This is a genomic window from Bifidobacterium callimiconis, from assembly GCF_003952005.1.
Classification (GTDB): Bacteria; Actinomycetota; Actinomycetes; order Actinomycetales; family Bifidobacteriaceae; genus Galliscardovia; species Galliscardovia callimiconis.
Genome location: NZ_QXGJ01000003.1, coordinates 198,055 through 220,774 on the forward strand (window position 1 = coordinate 198,055; position 22,720 = coordinate 220,774).

General features: G+C 57.7%; 12 protein-coding genes and 1 CRISPR repeat array. All 12 genes read right to left on the minus strand.

All coding sequences use genetic code 11. The annotated features are described in order from the left end of the window. Window position 1 precedes the first annotated feature (1 nt). The 12 genes from cas7e to D2E23_RS04345 all read right to left on the minus strand — a co-directional run bounded on the left by cas7e (window position 2) and on the right by D2E23_RS04345 (window position 22,532). On the minus strand, window positions 2-1,177 hold the full coding sequence (gene cas7e / locus D2E23_RS04290) for a type I-E CRISPR-associated protein Cas7/Cse4/CasC (RefSeq protein WP_126029753.1): 1,176 nt from the start codon (window positions 1,175-1,177) through the stop codon (window positions 2-4). A gap of 102 nt (window positions 1,178-1,279) precedes the next feature. After that, complete coding sequence (gene casB / locus D2E23_RS04295) at window positions 1,280-1,978, minus strand: type I-E CRISPR-associated protein Cse2/CasB (RefSeq protein WP_126029754.1); 699 nt, start codon at window positions 1,976-1,978, stop codon at window positions 1,280-1,282. A gap of 27 nt (window positions 1,979-2,005) precedes the next feature. After that, window positions 2,006-3,730: a type I-E CRISPR-associated protein Cse1/CasA gene (casA, locus tag D2E23_RS04300; protein WP_241227208.1), complete on the minus strand. Its 1,725-nt coding sequence runs from the start codon at window positions 3,728-3,730 to the stop codon at window positions 2,006-2,008. Window positions 3,731-4,054: 324 nt separating this feature from the next. Further along, a CRISPR array of direct repeats spans window positions 4,055-8,139; the repeat unit is 36 nt; unit sequence CCCTCAATGAAGCTCTAGAGCTGAGGCTCTAGAGAT. Window positions 8,140-8,383: 244 nt separating this feature from the next. After that, complete coding sequence (cas2, locus tag D2E23_RS04305) at window positions 8,384-8,680, minus strand: CRISPR-associated endonuclease Cas2 (RefSeq protein ID WP_126029755.1); 297 nt, start codon at window positions 8,678-8,680, stop codon at window positions 8,384-8,386. Between the two features lie 3 nt (window positions 8,681-8,683). Then, window positions 8,684-10,282, minus strand: a complete 1,599-nt coding sequence (gene cas1 / locus D2E23_RS04310) for a CRISPR-associated endonuclease Cas1 (RefSeq protein WP_126029756.1) — start codon at window positions 10,280-10,282, stop codon at window positions 8,684-8,686. Further along, window positions 10,272-11,390, minus strand: coding sequence for a hypothetical protein (locus tag D2E23_RS04315; RefSeq protein ID WP_126029757.1), 1,119 nt, complete (start codon window positions 11,388-11,390; stop codon window positions 10,272-10,274). Before D2E23_RS04315 ends, cas1 begins: the two co-directional genes overlap by 11 nt. A 3-nt stretch (window positions 11,391-11,393) precedes the next feature. Next, on the minus strand, window positions 11,394-14,489 hold the full coding sequence (gene cas3g, locus D2E23_RS04320; protein WP_241227215.1) for a type I-G CRISPR-associated helicase/endonuclease Cas3g: 3,096 nt from the start codon (window positions 14,487-14,489) through the stop codon (window positions 11,394-11,396). Next, window positions 14,486-16,195 carry a type I-G CRISPR-associated protein Csb2 gene (csb2, locus tag D2E23_RS04325; protein ID WP_126029759.1) on the minus strand — a complete coding sequence of 570 codons (1,710 nt, stop codon included), beginning with the start codon at window positions 16,193-16,195 and terminating at the stop codon, window positions 14,486-14,488. The genes cas3g and csb2 overlap by 4 nt, the downstream gene beginning before the upstream one ends. 16 nt (window positions 16,196-16,211) lie before the next feature. Next, a complete protein-coding gene (gene cas7g, locus D2E23_RS04330) occupies window positions 16,212-17,417 on the minus strand; it encodes a type I-G CRISPR-associated RAMP protein Csb1/Cas7g (RefSeq protein ID WP_126029760.1) in 1,206 nt (401 codons plus the stop codon). A 599-nt stretch (window positions 17,418-18,016) separates the two neighbouring features. Further along, window positions 18,017-20,050, minus strand: a complete 2,034-nt coding sequence (locus tag D2E23_RS04335) for an ABC transporter ATP-binding protein (protein ID WP_126029761.1) — start codon at window positions 20,048-20,050, stop codon at window positions 18,017-18,019. Then, window positions 20,050-22,005, minus strand: coding sequence for an ABC transporter ATP-binding protein (locus tag D2E23_RS04340; RefSeq protein WP_126029762.1), 1,956 nt, complete (start codon window positions 22,003-22,005; stop codon window positions 20,050-20,052). Before D2E23_RS04340 ends, D2E23_RS04335 begins: the two co-directional genes overlap by 1 nt. Further along, window positions 22,002-22,532 (minus strand): MarR family winged helix-turn-helix transcriptional regulator, encoded by a 531-nt coding sequence (locus tag D2E23_RS04345; protein ID WP_164520666.1) that lies wholly within the window; start codon window positions 22,530-22,532, stop codon window positions 22,002-22,004. The genes D2E23_RS04340 and D2E23_RS04345 overlap by 4 nt, the downstream gene beginning before the upstream one ends. Window positions 22,533-22,720: the final 188 nt, after the last annotated feature.

Genomic DNA, 22,720 nt, shown 5'->3' on the forward strand with positions numbered 1-22,720 from the left:
ACTACTCCTGATCCGAGGTCTGACCGCCCAGACGCTCGGCCACGGCCGCTTCCACGCCGGACAGCATCTCGCGCATGGAAACGCGTTCGGACAGCTCATCCGCGGCAGCGGTGTCGTCGCCGATGCGTACCACCCAGGTGTTGACCGGCGTGATGCCGTACACGTCGTCGAATTCCTGTTCGCGGCGCACCAACGCCTCCGTGGCATGCTGCACGTAGTCCGGTTCCACTGGCCGCTCGAAGGCTCCGACGAGGTTCACCGCCTGGGTGTCACGCACGTTCACCACCACCAGTTCCGGCAACGTGCCCTGTGCGAAGGTGTTGATCTTACCCTGCGGCATGCTGGTCAGGAATGCCTGCACGAAGGCGGCAACGGCCTTGGCCGTCGCATTGGCGTCGCCGAGTGAATCGTTCAGCCGGTTGGCGTCCACGTTCGCGTAACGATAGTAGGTCGCCGCGTTGAATTCGACTTGTCCGATCATGGCGACACCGGCGTCGCCTTCCTCGTCGCTTTCCTGCTTGATGTCGTCCACGGCGGTGAAGAAGTCGGATTCCGAATCGACCGCCTGCACACTGATGGCATGTGCCACCTGCGCGGCGGCGTCCACGTTGAGATCGGTGTCGTCGGCTACCATACGTCCGAACAGTGCCACGTCAACGGCGTGATCGTCGGCGACGATCTGCTTGACAGCCTTTTTCATCGATTTGATGGCCTTGACCGGATCATCCTGATCCAGCGTCCCCACGATGAGATTGGCCAGACGATCATACTGCCGGCGCCCCATGAACAGCAAATACTTGGACTGCTGGAGGGCATCGTCTTTGTTCGTCTCCGCATTCTTCTTGGCACGAGGCTTGTCGAGTTTGATGCCGGCGCCATCCTTCAACGCGGTTTCGGCGAGCTTGACGGCGAGCTCCGCATCAAGATCCGGTCTGCGCTCGATTACCGCGTCGCGCAGCACCTCCACGACACGCTTGGTGCGAATGCCCAGATCTTTTGGACCGAGCAGGTCCTTGAACAGTTCTCGAGTCGGCCTCTTCCACGCCTGACTGGAAACGCGAGCACGCGTATAGCCGCCATACTCCATGGTCTTGGGACTGCCGGTGTCATCTCGATTCAAATTGCCCGCGGCGGTTTCCAACGCGTGGATCTCAACGATGGTGCGATTGTTCGACATGTTCGGTCCTTTCCGAGAATGTTTTCATGTTGTTCGTTTGTTGGAGATCGGTCGCCTCTTGGCACCGATGTGAAGACTCATCGAAAACCGGGGCTATTCGGCCTATTCTTCTTGGCCGTCCCGTTCCATTTGCTCATGACGGTATGCGCTCTGGAAGTCGCGTCCCCACAAGGTTCGAACGGCATTCGCCTGATTTCTGGTGCCTCGTAGACTGAGCAGATCCTGGGCGAACAGTCCGTAGTTGATTGCGATGCGCTCCCGCTTGAGCAGACTGATCAGACTCCTCGCATGGCGGACGAGTTCCTTCCAGCTGTTGGCGGTCTGCAACCGGTCGAACATGCCGCGGATTCCGTCTTCGTTGAAGTTGCCACAGGCCATGCTCCCTATGGCCCGACCGAATGATACGTTCGAGTCCGTATGCATCGATATCGCACGGTTCGACTGTTGGTGCACGGCAAACAGCGTGATGGCCGCGTGCGCCGCACGTTCCTCAGGAGAAGGCCCCTGCGGGTATCGAGAAATGTCACCGGCTATTTCAGGATGTTCCGAGGGAGGCATGGTCCATGCGAAGATATCCGGATCGGCGCCGACCTCGTGTCCGACGGATCGACGAAGTCTGGCCACAGCCGACACCGCATACGATCCGTTTTGCAAATATCCGTCATGTCGTACTCCAGTCGCGTCGTATCCGCCTTCCACCAAGGTACGGACCTGTCGGCTGACCCATTTGCCGAACGCGTTCAGCCGTCGGGGATACTGGAAATCCCCGTCATCATGGGATTCGTTGTGCCGCTGTTCCATGAATCACCTTTCCTTCCTGATTCCGACCTATTCCGTGGTTGATACCGGCCCGGCTGTCGGATCCTCCGCATTCGAGAACAGTCCGTTTAGCTTGCCCCGATACCAGACCTCGGCGAGCGCAACGGAATAATGCATCGTTTTGAAATCTCCGGCCCCGGTCTTCATGGTGACGTTACGACCGACGATCGCCCGAGGAGATGCCTGTCCGGCAAGCCGGTTTCCCAATCGGATCAGGATACGTCTGGCAAGATCGCACCATTCCCGGTATCGCGCGTCCAAATCGTCATCGCCATCAAGAACGCTCACCCATTGGCGGAACGCGGTATCAAAAGTAGAGTATCCCAACTCGGCGGCCTTCTGCCGTGGCGCTTCGACCGACATGCCTTCGGACCGAGCGATGTTGACTGCAAGATTGCGCAAGGCGCCGATCCCCTGATCGGTGATGTCCACCGCATCGCGCAGCATCTGTCCCATCTTCGGATTTTCGGTGGTCAGCACCGTCAGATTCAGATCGAGGAAATCATCGATTGCGGAATCAACCACGGCCTCCTGATTACCGTATTCGACGCCGAACGCGTGAAGACGAATTGGAAGATGTCCAAGACGATCTTTGGTCACTCGTGTCAGCCAATTCAATGAATACGGACGGATGTACGATGGGCGATCGTTCGGATCCTGGGATTCCCCAACGGTGAGCAGTGGCAATCCTCGCCACAACGCTCGGGATGGATCATGCTTTCTCGGCATATACACCAGCGGCTTTTTCAGGGACTTCTCCTGGGTTTCGCTACGGCGCCAACCGCTCATCATCTCGTAATGCTGAGCGTTCTGCGGCTTGAGACGATCCCCATTGCACATCAGCACGCCGGTGACCTTCTGCCCCTGATGTTCCAGCAGCATGCGACGAGACTGCCATGTCAGCAGCGTGGCCGGCCCATGGAAGCACCCCACGTTCCCCGTCTCCTCGGCAGGCTGGTCGAATCCTTCCGCAGGCTTCTCCGTAAGCGGCTCGCGCTCCCAGACCGGCGCATCATCATGCCATTCCACGGTGGAATCGCCCAGACCGAATACCTGCCAGCTGACAAGATTCAGCATCAACGTCTGCCATAGGTTCTGTCCCTCGATCAGATAGCCGCCAAGATGGCCGGCCCATGCCACGCCGATGGGGTACCCCTTGCCGCCTTTGACACGAGGATCGCCCACCGCACCCGACTTGATACCGGACGCATCGTACGCCTGCATGGTCACCAGCCAGCGTGCCGCCTCGGCAGCGCTCATGACCTTCAGCCCCTCCCCCATTCTGGTGGTGAAGAACGGCTCCCCGCCAGGCACATCCAATACAAGTCGTTCCAGTCCGGACATCTCATGCTTGGCGGTATGCAGTCCAGCGACCTGATAGAACGGCGCTACAGGATCGAACAGATCGAACCGGTCGTGGTAGTCCTCGCAATATTCGCGTATCATCCGCGAGACTTTGGGATCCTTAGGACCGCGGTCGAAAAGTGCCTGCCATATCTCGATCGGGAAATCATTGCCGTAGACCCCGTACAGTATGGCGATCAGCATTCGGGATAATGCGAATCGTTGCAGAGGGATATCACCGTCTATGCTGCGAATTTCGTCAGCCTTGGCAAATGTATCGGTGATGGACAGTTCGGCATACGAACCATCCAACATCGTGACGGGGATCCACGCACGATCCACCAGATTGAACGACGCCATGGCGTCCGGATCCTGTATGCTATCGGACACTCGTCACCCACCCTTTCGTCTTTGAATAGCGAGCAACAATGGCTGTCATGCGCAATACAAGTATGTGCTGTGCATGACAGCCAAACAATTCAATACGCATAGCACTCGTTACTCAATGAAGCTCTGGAGCGAAACCCCCAGAGATATGCCGAAATCCATTCGAATACAGCATACATAAACGTTACTCAATGAAGCTCCGGAGCGGACCCCGGAGATAGTACGACCGATAAGCGCATCAGGATCAGGGAGCTTCCCTCAATGAAGCTCTAGAGTAAGGCTCTAGAGATCGGACAGCAGCTGGGTCTCCTCGAGCAGCTGGAGATTCCCTCAATGAAGCTCTAGAGCCAAGACTCTAGAGATGCGATCACGTCGTCGGCGTCCACACCGTAGATGTTCCCTCAATGAAGCTCTAGAGCTGAGGCTCTAGAGATCCTCCCATCCCCCGCAGGGTGGGCAACCGTCTCGTCCCTCAATGAATCTCTAGAGCTGAGGCTCTAGAGATGTGAGATTTGATCTTGAGTGCGTTGCATCCAATGGATCCCTCAATGAAGCTCTAGAGCTGAGGCTCTAGAGATCGGCGTTCAGCATCGAAGACGCCGTCAGACTGGACCCCCCTCAATGAAGCTCTAGAGCTGAGGCTCTAGAGATCGAAATCCGAGTCCTCGACCTGTTCGAATCCCTCCGGCCCTCAATGAAGCTCTAGAGCTGAGGCTCTAGAGATTACGCCGCCTAGCCTAGGCCACGTGATCCTTATATATCCCTCAATGAAGCTCTAGAGCTGAGGCTCTAGAGATACGGAACCATCACCGGCGTCGGTGAACGAGATTCCGCCCTCAATGAAGCTCTAGAGCTGAGGCTCTAGAGATCACACGGTTGGTTGGTCAACCATGTCGGACGTCGCCCCTCAATGAAGCTCTAGAGCTGAGGCTCTAGAGATCACGCGCTGCTGCTGCACAACCGGCTTAGGCTGAGGCCCCTCAATGAAGCTCTAGAGCTGAGGCTCTAGAGATGATTTGCCCGAGCCTCGCCCACCCTCGTAGCAGAACCCTCAATGAAGCTCTAGAGCTGAGGCTCTAGAGATACCACCAAAACAAACAATGGTCTCTATTGGAGAGTCTCATCCCTCAATGAAGCTCTAGAGCTGAGGCTCTAGAGATGGCTGGCCTTTGCGCCGCGAGCGTTTGTGGCATTCCCCTCAATGAAGCTCTAGAGCTGAGGCTCTAGAGATCTTATGCAAGCCCGTTCGTAACCCACAGGGCGATCAGCCCTCAATGAAGCTCTAGAGCTGAGGCTCTAGAGATCAGGTTCGCGTTGAACTGGTTCCACACCTGCAGCACCCCTCAATGAAGCTCTAGAGCTGAGGCTCTAGAGATAGGCGGTTGTCTCCCCCACCAGTGTTGTTTGGGTACCCTCAATGAAGCTCTAGAGCTGAGGCTCTAGAGATACGCGCGTGGGCGAGGAAGACGACCACATCGTGCCCCCTCAATGAAGCTCTAGAGCTGAGGCTCTAGAGATTGCATGGCGCCGAAATCGTAGGGGAATTTCATACCGCCCCCTCAATGAAGCTCTAGAGCTGAGGCTCTAGAGATTTGGGTCTCTCGGTGATCTAGTCGGAGGATTGTTCGCCCTCAATGAAGCTCTAGAGCTGAGGCTCTAGAGATCCTAGCCCATGGCCACGCCGCCTAGTCTGCGCCACCCCTCAATGAAGCTCTAGAGCTGAGGCTCTAGAGATAATGGTGTCTCGCAGATCATCCAACCGTTCATCCGTCTCCTCAATGAAGCTCTAGAGCTGAGGCTCTAGAGATCTGCATTGCCAATAATTGTGATCTGGCGTGAGAGTTGAGCCCCTCAATGAAGCTCTAGAGCTGAGGCTCTAGAGATGATAGTCGGGGAACTCACGTTGATCTTCCAGCACGTTCCCTCAATGAAGCTCTAGAGCTGAGGCTCTAGAGATCAGGGTGACCATGGCCATCGACGGCGAGGAAGGCGACCCTCAATGAAGCTCTAGAGCTGAGGCTCTAGAGATCTGAAGGCCACCGGCGTGCAACCGCAGCTCTGGACCCTCAATGAAGCTCTAGAGCTGAGGCTCTAGAGATTGCCCGGCCCCGCACAGGACGCCATACGCAAGGTCCCCTCAATGAAGCTCTAGAGCTGAGGCTCTAGAGATGCCTCATTCGCCGCACCATGCACACCACGTTAAACCCCTCAATGAAGCTCTAGAGCTGAGGCTCTAGAGATAGTTGCTTCAGCGTGCGAATGACGGTGACCTTCGACCCCTCAATGAAGCTCTAGAGCTGAGGCTCTAGAGATGCCAATGCGGCCTATAGGCTAGGCAGCGCGGCCATGGGCCCTCAATGAAGCTCTAGAGCTGAGGCTCTAGAGATTTGATATCAGACAAGGTGGTGAATCCTAATGGATTCCCTCAATGAAGCTCTAGAGCTGAGGCTCTAGAGATGTCGGTGCGCACCCTCAACGGGACCGCGCCGATCCACCCCTCAATGAAGCTCTAGAGCTGAGGCTCTAGAGATTACCTGTCTCGGTAGGCTTCGAGATCCTTCTTCGACATCCCTCAATGAAGCTCTAGAGCTGAGGCTCTAGAGATTTTCCAGAAATTGGCCCCATAACTCTAATATCTGTGATCCCTCAATGAAGCTCTAGAGCTGAGGCTCTAGAGATCGGTGATGTCTGGGACTGCCTCACCATTGCGGTTGACCCCTCAATGAAGCTCTAGAGCTGAGGCTCTAGAGATTTCCGATTCCTTCTCGTCGCGCTGCTGCTGGAGTGCGACCCTCAATGAAGCTCTAGAGCTGAGGCTCTAGAGATCAGTTCCGCAATGCGGGTTCACGGTTGATCGAGCTGATCCCTCAATGAAGCTCTAGAGCTGAGGCTCTAGAGATACGATCACTGCTGATCCTGATGCCGTCGCCGGCCACCCCTCAATGAAGCTCTAGAGCTGAGGCTCTAGAGATGTAATCCGTGAAAACCGCCATAACCTCAGTTTAGACCCCTCAATGAAGCTCTAGAGCTGAGGCTCTAGAGATCGCATGGCTTCGATCTTGGCTACGTCCTTCTGCGCCCCTCAATGAAGCTCTAGAGCTGAGGCTCTAGAGATCTATGTGCCCCCCAGTATCAGGGTCAGGTGTTGCACCCTCAATGAAGCTCTAGAGCTGAGGCTCTAGAGATTCGACGGTATGACTGACATCAACATTCCTGAAGCCCCTCAATGAAGCTCTAGAGCTGAGGCTCTAGAGATACCGATGAAACCGTCTACCTCGGCGCCATCTGGACCCCCTCAATGAAGCTCTAGAGCTGAGGCTCTAGAGATCCGCCGATCTTACCCGGCCCATACTCTAGGATGTTCCCTCAATGAAGCTCTAGAGCTGAGGCTCTAGAGATAGGCATCGTCTTGGAACCTCGGAACGTAGTAGTAGTACCCTCAATGAAGCTCTAGAGCTGAGGCTCTAGAGATGCCTCGTCAAGCGCATTGCGGAAGCCGAATACACCCCTCAATGAAGCTCTAGAGCTGAGGCTCTAGAGATATTGTTCGCGGCCTTGATCTTGGCGGCACCCTGCTCCCCTCAATGAAGCTCTAGAGCTGAGGCTCTAGAGATACGTCACCATGTTCCGCATCGATTAGGTCAGCCTGCCCTCAATGAAGCTCTAGAGCTGAGGCTCTAGAGATGCCGAGGTAGCCCATGGGCGTGATGCCCTGGCGAATTCCCCTCAATGAAGCTCTAGAGCTGAGGCTCTAGAGATATCTTTCGTTTCCAAGGTCATCAACGTTTTTTGCCCCTCAATGAAGCTCTAGAGCTGAGGCTCTAGAGATTTGATGGTCTTGAGAATGGTGGCGAGGTTCAAATATTTCCCTCAATGAAGCTCTAGAGCTGAGGCTCTAGAGATGTTGATCGTGCCCCCGCCACTATCTCGGGTGATGATCCCCTCAATGAAGCTCTAGAGCTGAGGCTCTAGAGATGACCCCAGTTGCGAAGATTGATCGCATAGACGTGCACCCCTCAATGAAGCTCTAGAGCTGAGGCTCTAGAGATTTACAGCTCAGCTCGCGGCAAACGGCGTATCCGGCCCTCAATGAAGCTCTAGAGCTGAGGCTCTAGAGATCTGGAAGACGTGCCGGAGCCGCGAAGTCGCTGATTCACCCTCAATGAAGCTCTAGAGCTGAGGCTCTAGAGATTCGTGCCCGATCATCGTCGGCCGACTCATCGGCCAACTTCCCTCAATGAAGCTCTAGAGCTGAGGCTCTAGAGATCGGGTTCACCGCGCTCAAGGATAACGTGATCATCCCCCCCTCAATGAAGCTCTAGAGCTGAGGCTCTAGAGATCAGTCTCCAGTCCATCCGCCGCAGCATGTACGCGATCCCTCAATGAAGCTCTAGAGCTGAGGCTCTAGAGATGGTGGGCATAAAGTATGCTAGCACACTTGGCGTTATCGGGAGGATTGCGAGAGCCCTCGAATGGCATAAGAACTGAAGGAACAATCCGGGAGAAAGCGACATGCCGATATCTGCAATGTCGCATGCGAGAGGTCTGGCATAGTTCCCGTTATGATTCAGCGCTCGCGGCATATTTCGCAACCAAGATAATCCCTTTGAAATTGTCAAGCTTCCTTCATACGAGATGAGAAGTCAATTCACGGTTCTAAATAATTGTAGGGATCATGGTATCCCGGTAGCTGCGCTTACCGAGGAACAACATGGATCGTTCGGCATGGTCGTTGATTCCGAGGTCGCAGATCAGGATCGAGTCCGTATCGGAGTCGATTTCGTCCTCCACGGAGGCTTTGATCTTCAGCAGTTTCGAGGGGCGTATGCGTAGAAGGAACACGCTGTATTGCAGTCGTTCGCCGTGGCTTTGCAGGATCTTGGCGACGTGGGATCTCCTTACGTCGTCGTTGATGTCGTATGCCATCAGGTAGCTTCGCTGTTCATCGGCCATGGCTCATCGCACCCGGATTCCCCGATATGAGGACTGTGTTCCATCAAGATAGCCGAGGATCATCCTTGCCTGTATCTCAATGATGCGTCTCCATGAGGCCTTGTATCCGAAGATCGGATGGATCAGTTCGGTGTTCATCCGTCGTTCGTAGGCGCCGATCAACGACTTTCTGGTCCCATCCTTCATCCGAACCGATCCAAGGGCCTGGACGAACCCGTCCGGTCGTACTTCCCCATTGTTTACCACCGTCTGCACAACGGAGTCCGCGACGGGAGCACGAAATTCCTCCATGAGGTCCAATGCCAGAGCGGGCTTGTTCCGGTTGCTGCTATGCAGGAAGCCGGCATGAGGGTCCAGCCCGCAGGAGATCAAAGCGCGTATGCAATCCGCAAGAAGGAGCGCATATGTGTAGTCCAGCAGGGAATTCAGCTCGTCAAGCGCCGGCCTGCGAGTGCGTCCGTTCCAACGCCAGTCATCACGACGGCTCGGTTTGATCAGACAGGGAAATTGCGAAAAGTACAGGGATGCGGCTTCTCCTTCCAAGCCCAGAACATCCTGCCACCGATTCGTGTTGGCAACGGTCTTCTCGACGTTACGCAGTCGCTCCACGATGGGATTGCCCTTGTCGGATCGGCGTAGCAGGACCGACTGGTTATGCACCTTCGCGATGATGAATTCCCTGGCCAGTCCCAGTCGTCCCTCCTGCGAAGCCACGTGTTGCTCTGCACGCTGCAACCCATTGGGGCCATATGTTGACATGGCCCAGCCGTATAAGCGGCCGGTGCCGCTGCACCAGAGAATCGGGATATCCCGCCACATCAGTTCGCGGATCAGCCCGCTGGAGAGATCCGTGTTCCCATGCACCTGCAGTCCTTGGATGGTGTCAAGCGGTATGGAGGCCAGTTCCTGACCGTCCTTGAACACGATCATTCGCCCGGCTCGGCAGAAGGCCTTGGCCCCGGGCGTGGCCAGATGGGTCACCTGATTGTCCGGGGACGAAACCATGACGCGTCGACTGACGGGCTTCAACCGTCGTTCTTCGGGAAGACAGATTCCCGCATGGGAGCACCTCATGCATTGGGGACTGTCCTCCAGCGGTTCAGGAGCGGTTTCGGAGTTGATCAGCGATCGTGTCTCTTCCACTGCCGTGTGCGCTTTGGAATAGTCCTCGGGCGTTAGGGGCACCTCCACGTTGCGATGATGGGTGGTGAAGAAGATCTCGGTGCGTGCGACATGATATCCCATGTTCTCCAGACAGGCCGCCTGCAGAGCAAGCTGTATGCGCATCGCGTCCGTGACGATCATCTCGCGCTTGACCGGCGTGGCCTTGTATTCGCGGACGATTACTCCATCATCCGTCAATCTCGCTGCGTCGAGTCTACCGGAGACGCCCCATTCCTCATGACGGATGCTGATGGACTGATAGTCTCCATCGTTGTCAGTTTTGGAAGGACTTCGTCCGCGATCCACCTTTCGATGATCATAGGCTCCCTGCGACATCTGGGAGGAATCCACTCGTTCTCCCACGGACTCCAGCCACGCGCGTCTGGGGCAGAACATGTAGTTGGCGACGAGGCTGATGGGAATGGGATCATCGTTCACGATGCGCCCCCGTTTCCTTCAGGAAGACGGGATGCCCCTTCATCAGCCAGCGTTCCGGAGCGGACTTGTTGTCCGACACGTATTGCGGAAACACCATGCAGTATTCCACACCTTTGTCCTTCAGCCACTGCCGTCCCTGTCTCACCGTTACCGTGGTGATGTCCGAACGGGTACGGGACTCCCCTGCATCGTCCAGCATGAAATTGCTGAAGGCATCGTCCAGTCCGATCGTCAGCAATGCGCGGCTGCGCGCGACCGTGCGGTATCTGTCCAACGTCCACGGGGCCAGCCATATGGGCAGTATCGCGAACGGGTTCTGTCCTGTGATCTGGGAAAATGCCGCCGTGTTACCTCTTTTGTTCGTCGTCGACTTCATCACGGGGAATGCGGAGACGCCGAACAGGGCGCACCATGCCTGCGCGTTGTCCGTGACCGAGGGGTTTCTCAGACCGGTGGGAGTACGACTGTCGCTTTTGTTCTTGCCGGTTTCATCAACGGTCTTCTGTCCTCGTAGTCCGTCTTCGATTTGCGGGACATCACGTGCGGATACCGCCTCGGCCAACGGACGCAGGCGCCCGGTGATGAACTCCTGTCCACGGTTTCGAGCGACCATCTCCCAACGAGTGGCACCACGATCGGGAGTGTATCCGTTCGCGGCCATGTCCCCGGACCAGTACGACGGCTCGCCCAACGCGCCGATGTACCGGCGGTCCAGAACCGTCTGCAACCCGTCGATGGCCTGCACGCGATTCCGTTCCAACAGCTGCCACTTATCCGGCGAGCTTGGAGTACCGAGCCGGGGGCTCAGCGTCGCACGTTCCGCTGTGACGGCGTTCTTCGCCTGCTTCGTCGTTTTCTTCGCTTCCGAATACACGTCGCTGGCGTTCAGCCACGGCGAGTCCCGCCAGCGTCGGGCATGAGCCTGTACGATCCCGGCGCAATCCTCCCAGGACAGGTCGTCGCTGGGCCGGATAACGGCCTTCCCGCGTTCCTTCCACCAGATCATGCAGGTACGTTGCCCATCCGCATCCTCAAGGATTGACGCGAGACCGATCAGAAGCAGATGCGAGAATGCGTCATCGTATCGTCCGTTGATTTCCAGATCCATTGTTCACCGTCCTTCCGAGGAGATCGTGACATCGGCGGCCCGTAGAATCGCCTCGAGATAGGCCACGCCCCAGTATCCGTATCGTTCGTTCGTGTGGGAGATAATCCGCTCCCACACACCGTCGTCGAACAGTTCCCCGGCCGCGCGACGGATGTCGTTGATGTTCGGCGCCGGGCCGGCATCAGCATGCTCCATCACGTATCGGGGAATCAATGTCTCGGCATTGTCTCGGAAGCATGAGCGCCCGTGACCGTGCGAGGTACCAGCCAGACGGGTTACCAGCTCAATGTCATTCGCGCCGATAACATCACTGTCCGCCCAGCATTCGGCGGCGGAACGCTGCTCATGCCGCCAGCCACGCAGGTTCATCTCGCGACGGACGCGAGCCTCGTACACGGGCGAGTAATACCGGCTTTTGGCAAGATAGGTCCCGTCATCGTAAGACTGCGGCTCCCGGAGCCTGAAATGCAGTAACCTTTGGAACCGCGGATCCTTTTTACCATCGTCATGATGACGCGCTGCCACCATCACATCCCGACGGATCTCGGCGGGCAGGCCAAGAATCCGAAGAAAGCGTTCGGCCCTGCGCTCCACGGAGCATTGGTGTCCGTTATCCGTGTTCAAATACACAGGATCATTGCTGCGGCCGGAGATGGTCTTCCGCATCTCCTGCTGGGAAACATCATCCAGCGAATTTTCGGAACGTTGGAGGACCAGCCATGAAGGCTGCTCTTCTTCGATGGGGAGCGAGGGGAACACAAACCGTTCCGTCGGCATGTTCTCGTAGTTCTCAACGAACTCCTGCACGGATTTTTGTCCAGCGGGATCATGTCCGTCACCGGCATTTCCGATCATGCGCGATTGAATCATCCTACGTAGGCATTCTCGATCGATTTCATCGACGAGCACATTCCTCAATAGACACGGATCCCTATCAGACACGGACAAGTCCGAGGAATCCTCATCCGGAGTATCAGAGGTATCGGGAACATCGTTCGACCGGATCGCGGCAAGTATCCGTTCAAGGGTGCCGTCGCCGTCGTCCGCCGTCGAAAGTATGACACCGGAGTCCTGACATAGGTTGTACACGTCAGTCTCGCATTCTCCTCCCGTCGGTTTGAGAGTATGGAGATTCCGATCGAACAACGGGGCCGACGAGTCCACAACCAGCATGTCGCCGGATTGCAGGCACTCGACTAGGGAGCCGATGGATTCGTTCCACGGAATCACCGCGTTATCACCGGTTTCTCTGGCTCGTACGATGAAAATGCGGAACGCGGTGCCACCATGGGAACGTTTTTCGATCTCCGCGATCTGACCTCGGTCCCGAATAGGAAACGCTTCGTCGGCCACCGGTCTCACCACATCAAGAAGCCCCAATGCGTCGGCATCGTTCTCCGGCAACGATCGAACAACCACGCCGATGTTGGGATCGTCCTGGGACAGCAGGTCGTCTCGCAGCCACAGATTGATATCGAAAGGATTCTGGGACGGCAGCGTCATATCAGCGGCCAGTTCTTCATCCGTATGGGACAGGTTCTCCACATCCCAGAGTTCCAGACGCTGCAAAGCGACACGGGACAGTTCGGCGGACCGTGGAGGATTCTTCGTGCATGCCCATGCGGAAAGACCGGAATCAGCTCCCTCGAAGGTCTCTAGCCAATGCGACGCGTATTCCAATTCCTCAGCCGAATACACGCCCTTCTTGGTTTTGGACGGATCCAGCTCCCGGAACACAATGACGCGTCCGAAGTCCCGCTTTCCTCGACGATTCACACGTCCGACACGTTGTACCAGCGCGCTGGCGGCAGGTAGTTCGGTGATCAGCGTGCAGAAGTCGGCGTCAATGCCGACCTCCAGCGTCTGCGTGGCGATGACATAATGCAGATTTGTGACTTCAACAGCTTGTTCATCGCCTTTCATGGCCTGAAATAGATCGCTGTTCACCAGTCGTTTCTTGTCGTATTGACGCATCGGACCGACGAAAGCGCGGGCTTCGCCTTTGAGTTCTTCCCCGGCCTTTTTCCGCTCCTTCCGTATGGTATTCAGGGCCTTCATCACGTCCTCGGCCATTTTCACGGAATTGACGATGCAACCCACGACAGCGTTCTCGTCATATTCGGCCACGCATCGCTCGGCCATCGCCCGGGCAAGATCCTTCCGCTCCCCAGCGACGACCTCCACCGGCTTGGGACGGGTCAGACGTTCGCGCAGATCCACATCCACATCGAAATCAGACTCCTCAACGCCCACATTCGACTCGTCACCAATGGATGTCTGTGTTGCCGTGGTGGACATCACTTGCAACGGGGAAAACCGCATCATGGCGTCGTTCCCCGATCGTTCTAACCGTCTCACCGACCTCGCGGTCTCGACCAGCTGCCGGCTCAAATGCGCCTCATCGGCGACCAGTACCGTATCATAGGCGAGCAGACCGGCCTCGATCGGACGGGCCTGCGGCGTCGTTCCGTACCCGCTGAACAGCAGACGGCTGCCGAACATATCCGGAGTCGCACAGATCACCTGACATGCGGTGGGACGATACCGCCATTCCCTCACAGCGCCGCTCACCGGCTCGCCGCCACGAAGCCTGATCACCCGAAGGGAATCATATGAGTCCGGTTCATCGACCACGCGGATAATGCCGCCTTCGCGCGCATCCAATCCCTGACGAATCAACGCAAGGATACGACGGTCATGTTCGTTTGATTCGTCCTTTCCCTCTCGAATGATGCGTTTCAGTTCTAGTGCCTCATCGTACTGGTCGTCCACCAACGAACGTCGATTCACGGTCATGGCCAACCGTCGGGGAAGACGTTCCAATTCCAGTCCACGTATTGCGTCGACGAGCTCCGGATCGTCGGTTCCCTCACTGATCGAGGCCAACCCGGCAAGGGCGTTGAGAAACACATGCACGTCGATGACCATGGTCTTGCCCGCCCCGGTAGGAGCCGACAGACGATCCGGCCAGCGACCGGCATCAATGATCGTGCGGACCAACCGCCTCTGCCACTGATACGGACGGCGACCGTCATGCACGGCCGCAACAAAACGTTCGAACCGGTTCTCGATAATGACGGCAATGGCATTATTGTTCATCGTATCCACTTCGGCTTTCCTGTTTCATCGAGTAACTGCGTGGAGACGTCCACGGGAACGAGCAAGCCGCCTCCCAGATGCCGGCTCTGTCCGACCGCCATCGCGCTCCGATCCAAGCCAGAATGCACGTCGAACGACAGCATGGCGGTCAATCCGACCAGAAGGTTTCCGGGCTGTGTCTTGTGTACGTAATCGCCCATGTGGGCACGGGTTACTATATCGGCGCCGTAGATCCGGGCGAAGCCGTCTCCGTCAAGGACCCGGTCGGCCTGCTGCCAATACCGTGATTCCTTATCAGACCGTTTATCTCCGTCAACATCCAAGTACGTAAAATAATCTCGCCAGGTATGGGCGATCGCCAAGGCGATGCTCTCTCTTGCACCCCATTTGCGAGATCCTGAAGGGTCTGGAATGCGTCGCGTCTCCCGCATGCAAAGCGGATAGGGCGACCACAATCTTGTATAACCTTTCCCGACCGGCTGCCACAGCGACTCTAAATCGATCGTCGTGTCCGCAACCCCTAATTCCAACGTCTGGGATCGTCTGGAATAAAACAGTCTCTTTCCCCGCAGCCGTTCGCACACATCCGACAACATCCCAACATCCTCTGCCGGCATATCCTGAGGCAGCATCAGCAGGAATCCCGGAAGCTCGAGATTCAGATCCGGATTGACCGGCATATCGGCGGCCAGCACCTGTATGGCCACATTGTTCGCTGGCCGTTCCGATTCGTCGATGTTCTGATATTTGCCGGTGAGCATGGGAGACGCTCCATACCCCCACTGACGGATCAGCATTCGGTGCATCGCGACGGACCATGCGACCAATGTGGATTCATCCGGTTTCCATTCCTCATATTGGCGAGGAGCGTCAGAATTCTTCTGAGGGACGATGACCCGTGCCGGGATGAACAACCCCAGCGTCCACGGATGCAGCGCTTCCTGTTCCGGACTCATTCCGGGCCGTATGTATCCGATTTGGCGTACACAGGAGATCAGCGTATTAGGCAGTACCTTCTTCTCCTCCTCGCCGCCATCTCCTCGTATCGCAGACGGCTTCTTCGGATACACCGAGGCATAGCCCTTCTGCAGCTCACGGAGATGCCCCTCCCACGGCATGGAAAACTCCAACGTGGAGGACATCATGCCGGCCGACAGATCCTCATCCCCGATCCCTAGCGAGTGCTTCGGGTCAATCGGAAACGCATCCTCGTTGACCACCGTCGCCGTGATCCTGACCGGGGTACAGGCCTCGCCCAGATACGGGATCTCCCAGCACAGACGGGAGATCAGATCGGCGATCTCGGGAACCGGCTCCCGTTTCCATTGCCAGATCAACAGATCGTCCTGGGTGTCCCCATATGCGACCGAAGACATGGCGCTCACGCTTTTGGTCTTCTTCCTGTCATAGGAACCTCTGTTACGGTAGACGATCATCGACTGCCGCCGGTTGTCCCGCATATGCAGCGGCAGACGAATCCAGTCTGGAGGATTGGCCTCCAGCCACTGAAAAACCGCCTCCAATTGAGAATCCGGTACACGACTCTCCTGCTGCACATAGTCGGAATGAAAACCAAACGCCCCATAGGCCACGGAAACCAGCGACCTATACAGACGTTCTGGCGACGGATAGCATTCGGGATTGCCGGTATCACCCGCCCCCTGATAGGTATGCATCAGGAATTCCGCGGAAATAACGAAAGGCATGGGCTATCAGCCTTTCCTACTCGTCGGACTCGTCATCGCTGCCGGACTTCACCACCAACGGATTGCCGGTGACCTCCAGAACCTGACCATGCCAGTCGATTCCTGCCTTAACGCGAGCCTGCTCATAAGCCTGTTCAAGAAGAGCATCGGCATCTTCAAGCCCGATCATCGCCAGCTCCTCTTGGTCACCGAACCGCTTGTCGAGGATGGTCGTCGGTTCGCCGGACTCGCGTAGGAAGCAGTTCGCGCGAAGATTGAGCTCGGTATTGCTACCGGCCATGGCATCGATGATCATCGCGGCGATCAGAGCGCGAACGGCCTCATCGCCTTCCTTACCTTTGCCGAACCGCAATGCACGCAACGTAGAGAAGCTCAACACATGCGTGCGGATGATGCTGCTGACGGCGATGCCGTCGAAATTGGTCTTGTCGCTGGACGGGGGAATGGCACCAAGCCCGATCGCGGAGCCCTTCTTTTCCTTTTCGAACTTTGTCTTCAGCTTACCGCTGACCTCCGGCTCGATGATCTTGGCGATCGTCTTGGCGTCGGACGAGTTAAAACTGATACTCGCGGCAACGGGGTCTACACGCGCGCCGGCACGGAACACGGGCCGGTCCTCATTCTGATTGGCAAGCACGCCGATGATCTCCCCGTTGAACGGCGAAGCGATACGCAACTGATTCTTGTTACGAGTGGAATCCCACGCGCCGAACGCCACGGTAATTGGGGAAAGCTCGAACAGCGGCATCATGTCATCAGCCGTCGAATTACGCGCCCGGACGTACTCCGGGAACTCAGACGCCGGCTTGCCATCCACGTCTCCGACTCGGATATGCGCATCAAACGCCCGATGAGGAAGCTGAACCTCAAGGTAGGATTTCTCGACCTCGTCCCCGGCCTCATCAACAAAACGATACGTCACCTTGATACGCGGCATCCGGGAGAAAACCGGATGCCCGTCCTTAATGGCTTGCGTGATATACGCCTCGAGTCGGTTGCTCTGGGACGTACGGGAATCCACCAAAACCGTGCGAACTACCTCGCCGTTGATGAAACGGTCCTCGAAAATATAGGTCGGAGCACTTCCTGCCGTATATTTGGCCGGAGCAATGATCCCTTCCTGACCAGCGGCCGGTTCAAGAACCGTCTTCTCAGACAACGTGCTCGACCCACCAAGACGAGAGGCCTCATTCAGATCCTCAAAAGTCAACTTACGTATCATTATTTGTCCCTTTCCGGTTAGGGGGTAAGGAAACTCCGTAGTTTCCAAGTAGAGTCAGAAGCACATTAGTGACAATGAATCCGACCTCATTAATGTACCCTTTCAACCTTACTTAAAATGATTCTAACACAATCAAAGAGAAGAAACCCCGCTCTTTGCAGGGAATTTTCAAGAGGAAAAGGTCAGGCAACCCTTTCAACCGGAACACGTCCGCCATTGCAGACGCTTTTATTCTACAGCGAGTCAGCAATCTTCGAGTTCTGAAGTGATTTACGTCCTTTGCAGACACCAATCTCCAAGTTCTGAAGTACGTGGAACGCGAATCAGCAGTATGAGCGTTGCAATTGCAACGCTCATACTCCGGATTTCAGGAACGGAAACTTCAGAACTTGGAGATTGATGTCTGCGAGACTCCTCAACCACGTCAGAACTTGGAGATAGCAATGACGCCGAGCAACAAGGGGCTCGCATTCCCCTCCAACCAGGGGAATGCGAGCCTTATCTAGTCATAGGAGCGCATGGCTCCCCTCAGTCGGCGGTGCCGACAGCTCCCCTCAACGAGGGGAGCCATACCATGCTAACCAGCCCAATCCGAACCGCTACTCCAGCTCTACAGCGCCCGTGTACAGCTGGTAGTACTCGCCCTTCTGGGCGATGAGCTCGTCATGCGAACCGCGTTCGATGATGTTACCATGATCGAGCACCATGATCACGTCGGAGTTGCGCACGGTGGACAGGCGATGCGCGATCACGAACACGGTACGGCCCTTCATCAGGTTGTCCATGCCGGCCTGCACCACTTCCTCGGTACGCGTGTCGATCGATGACGTGGCCTCGTCGAGGATCAGCGCGGGCGGATCGGCCACCGCGGCGCGCGCAATGGAGATCAGCTGGCGCTGGCCCTGCGACAGGCCGGAGCCGTCGCCCTCGAGCACCGTCTGGTAGCCCTGCGGCAGCATGCGGATGAAGCTGTCCGCGTTCACGAGCCGTGCCGCCTCGATGCACTCCTCGTCGGTGGCGTTCAGGCGTCCGTAGCGGATGTTGTCCATCACGGTGCCGGTGAACAGGTTCACGTCCTGCAGCACCACGCCGAGCGAGCGGCGCAGGTCCGGCTTGCAGATGCCCTTGATGGAGATGCCGTCGTAGAGGATCTGGCCTTCCTGGATGTCGTAGAACCGGTTGATCAGGTTGGTCACGGTGGTCTTGCCGGCACCGGTGGCGCCGACGAGCGCGATCTTCTGGCCGGGCTTGGCGAACCAGGTGATGTCGTGCAGCACGGGCTTGTCGGGGTTGTAGCCGAACGTCACGTCGGTGAAACGCACGTCGCCACGCAGCAGCGTGAGTCGCCCGTCGGGCGAGGTGATGGCCGACTCGCGGGCCTTGGTCGCCACTTCCGCGGCGCGGGGGCTCAGCGCGTGGGCGGCGGCCATGGATCGCGTGCCGTCGTCGCCCTCCTCGCGCTTCCATGCCCAGTGGCCGGTCTCGTGGTCCACCTCGGTCATGGTGCGACCATCCTCGCCGAGCTCCACGTTCACCAGGGTGACGGTGCCGCCGTCGGCCTCCACCGGCTCGTCCATCAGCTGGAAGATGCGCGATGCGCCGGCGAGCGCCATCATCACCATGTTGAGCTGCATGGAGACCTGTCCGAGCGGGTTGATGAACGATCGGGAGAGGGTGAGCAGTGAGATGAGTGTGCCGAGGGTGAGGGTGCCGGCTCCGGCCAGTCCGAAGTTGCCGACGCCGGAGAGCGCCATGGCGCCGCCGACGATGGCGAGCAGGATGTAGAGCATGTAGCCCATGTTGCCCACGACCGGCATGGTGACGTTGCCCCAGGTGTTGGCTTCGGCGGAGGCTTCGAAGAGTTCCTGGTTCTTTTCGTCGAAGGTCTTCTGGGTGGTGTCTTCGTGGTTGAAGACCTTGATGACCTTCTGGCCGTTGACGGATTCCTCGACGAAGGCGTTGACGTCGCCGAGCCACTGCTGCTGCTTGACGAAGTAGCGTCCCGCGCGTCCGACGATCTTGCGGACGATGACGAACAGCAGCACGGTGAACAGCAGCACGAACACGGTGATCGGCACGCTCAGCCAGAGCATGGAGATGATGGCGGCGAGCGCGGAAATGATCGCGGAGAACATCTGCGGGAACGACTGGCTGATGGCCTGGCGTAGGGTGTCGGTGTCGTTCGTGTAGCGGCTCATGATGTCGCCGTGCTCGTTGGTGTCGAAGTAGCGGATGGGCAGTCGCTGCTGGTGGGCGAACATGTCGTCGCGGATCTTCTTGAGCACGCCTTGTTCGACGGTGACGATGAGCCACTGCCAGAGCCATCCGGTGAGAATGCCGGCGAGGTACAGGCAGCCGATGAGGGTGATGGCGCGCAGGAGCGGTCCCCAGTCGGGGTTGGTCTCCCCCACCATCGGCAGGATGTACTTGTCGATCAGGGTCTGCAGGAAGAGTGCGGATCCGGCCTGTGCGGCGGCGCCGACGAGGATGCAGGCGACGATGGCCACCACGCGTACTTTGTACTGCATGATGTAGCCGAAGATGCGCTTGGTGGTGCCGGGTGCGGGTTTGGCCATGCCCGGCCTGCGGTTGGTGATGGTGTTCGTGTTGTTCTGTTTGGTTTGTTCGGCCATTATCGGGCACCTCCTTCGGCGGTGTGATCGGCGGTGGGGGCGTTCTGGACCTCGTGGGCCAGGGTCAGCTCGTCCTCGGGCAGTTCGGCGGGCGTCGTGCTCACTGTCGTGGCGTCCGTGTCCGCGATTTCGCTCGGGTTGGCCTGGTTCTTGGTCTGTGATTCGTAGATGGACCGGTATTCCTCGCAGGTGAGGAGCAGTTCGTCGTGCGTGCCGCGGGCCATGATACGGCCGCTGTCCATGACGAGGATCATGTCGGATTCCTGCACGGAGGAGACGCGCTGGGCGATGATGATCTTGGTGGTGTCGGGGATCTCGTTGTGGAATGCTTCGCGGATCAGCTTGTCGGTCTTGGTGTCGACGGCGCTGGTGGAGTCGTCGAGGATGAGGATCTTCGGTTTCTTCAGAAGTGCGCGTGCGATGCACAGGCGCTGGCGCTGGCCGCCGGACACGTTGGTGCCGCCCTGTTCGATGTACGTGTCGTACTTGTCGGGGAATTCCTGGATGAATCCGTCGGCCTGGGCGAGCTGGCAGGCGTGGCGCAGTTCCTCGTCGGTGGCGTTCGGGTTGCCCCAGCGCAGGTTTTCGGCGATGGTGCCGCTGAACAGCACGTTCTTCTGCAGCACCATGGCGACCTGGTCGCGCAGTACTTCGAGATCGTAGCTGCGTACGTCACGCCCGCCGACCCGAAGCGAGCCGGATGACACGTCGTACAGGCGCGGGATCAGCTGGACGAGCGACGACTTGGCGGAGCCGGTGCCACCGACGATACCGATGGTCGAACCGGACGGGATGTTCAGGTCGATGTCGTCGAGCACGGGCTTTTCGGAGCTGTCGGAGTAGCGGAAGGTCACATGATCGAAGTCGATGGAGCCGTCGGCGACTTCCATGACGGGCTGGTCGGGGTCGGTCACAGTGCTCTGCTCCTGCAGCACCTGGCAGATGCGTTCGGCGGATGCCTGGGAGATGATGAACATGACGAAGATCATGGACAGCATCATCATGGCCATGAGGATCTGCATGGCGTAGGTGACGAGCGCGGTCAGGTCGCCGGTGGTCAGGCCCAGCGCAGCGTTGTTGCCGGATGCGACGATCTGGTTGGCACCCATCCACGAGATGAGGATCATGGATCCGTAGATGCAGAACATCATGAGCGGCATGTTGAAGCTCATGATGCGTTCGGCCTTGATGAAGTCCTTGAAGATGCGCTCGGAGATGCGGTCGAACTTGTTGATCTCGTAGGATTCGCGGTTGTACGACTTGACCACGCGAATGCCCTGCAGGTTCTCATCGACCACGTTGTTCAGCGCGTCGTACGTGTGGAACACGCGCTCGAACACGGGGTGCACGAGCACGGCCAGACCGCACAGGCCAAGGCCGAGGATCGGGATGCAGGCGAGGAACACCATGGAGATGCTCGGGCTGATGCGGAACGAGAAGATCCATGCGACGACGACCATGATCGGCGCGCGCACGCCCATGCGGATCATCATGGCGTACGCGTTCTGCAGGTTGGTCACGTCGGTGGTCAGTCGGGTGATGATCGAGCCGGTGGAGAACCGGTCGATGTTGGTGAAGCTGAAGCCCTGTACTTTCTCGAACTGGTCGTGGCGCAGGTTCTTCGCGAAGCCGGCGGCCGCGATGGCGGCGAACTTTCCGGCGAGGAAGCCGCAGGCGAGCGACACCAGCGAGCATCCCAGCAGGATCAGGCCGAATTTGATGATGGCGGGCATGCTGCCGCCGGTGATGCCCTGATCGATCAGCAATGCCATGACCGTGGGGATCACGATTTCCAGCACGCTTTCGATGATCACGAACGCCGGTGCCAGCAGGCTGTGCTTTCGGTATTCGCGTAGGGACTTGCCGAGCGTGCGGATCACATGCTTGGGCCGATCCGGTTCGACGGCCTTGCGTGACTTTTCGATGGCCGCTTCGGTGGCGGTGGTGTCGGTCACTTGCCTTCCTCCTTCTCCATTGTCGTATCGTTCCTTGTTGTGTCGGTCTTCGCGGCGGTTTCCGCGGTGACGTCACTGTTTTCGAACTCCTGCTGCGCCCGTGCGATGTTGTCGCGCATGCGCTGCACGTACTCGCGGAGCGCGGCCTCCTCCTCCGTGGAGAAGCCGCCGAGCAGCAGTCGTTCGGTTCGTTCGCCGTTGGCCTTGAGGTCGGCGACGATGGCGTCGGCCTTGGCCGTGGGCACGATCTTCTTCAGCCGGGCGTCGTGTGCGACCGGCTCGCGGGTGATCAGCCCCTTCTTTTCCATGAGCGCGAGCACGCGCGACACCGTGGATCGGGTGACGCCGAAGTGCTGCTCGATGGTGTGCTGGTAGATCTCCCTGTCCCGATTGCGCACCAGGAACAGGATGATGTGCGCGTTGCCTCCAGTGGCGCTGGCCGCGGACTCGGGCATGGTTTCGCCGAGATAGCGGTCGACGGACTTGCAGAGCGCACGCATCTCCAAGCTGAGAATGCGCTTGTCCATCGTCCTCCTCAAATCTGCATCACATGCAACTGTTGCATATGCAACCTTTATGACAGAAAGTTATCATATACAACAGTTGCAGATGCAACAATTCGGCGTGTCGGCGGGGTTGCAGCCCTGAAAAACGGGAACGATATCGGCTCCTGGCATCATGCAGACGGGCAATCTCCGAGTTCTGTGCGGATTTT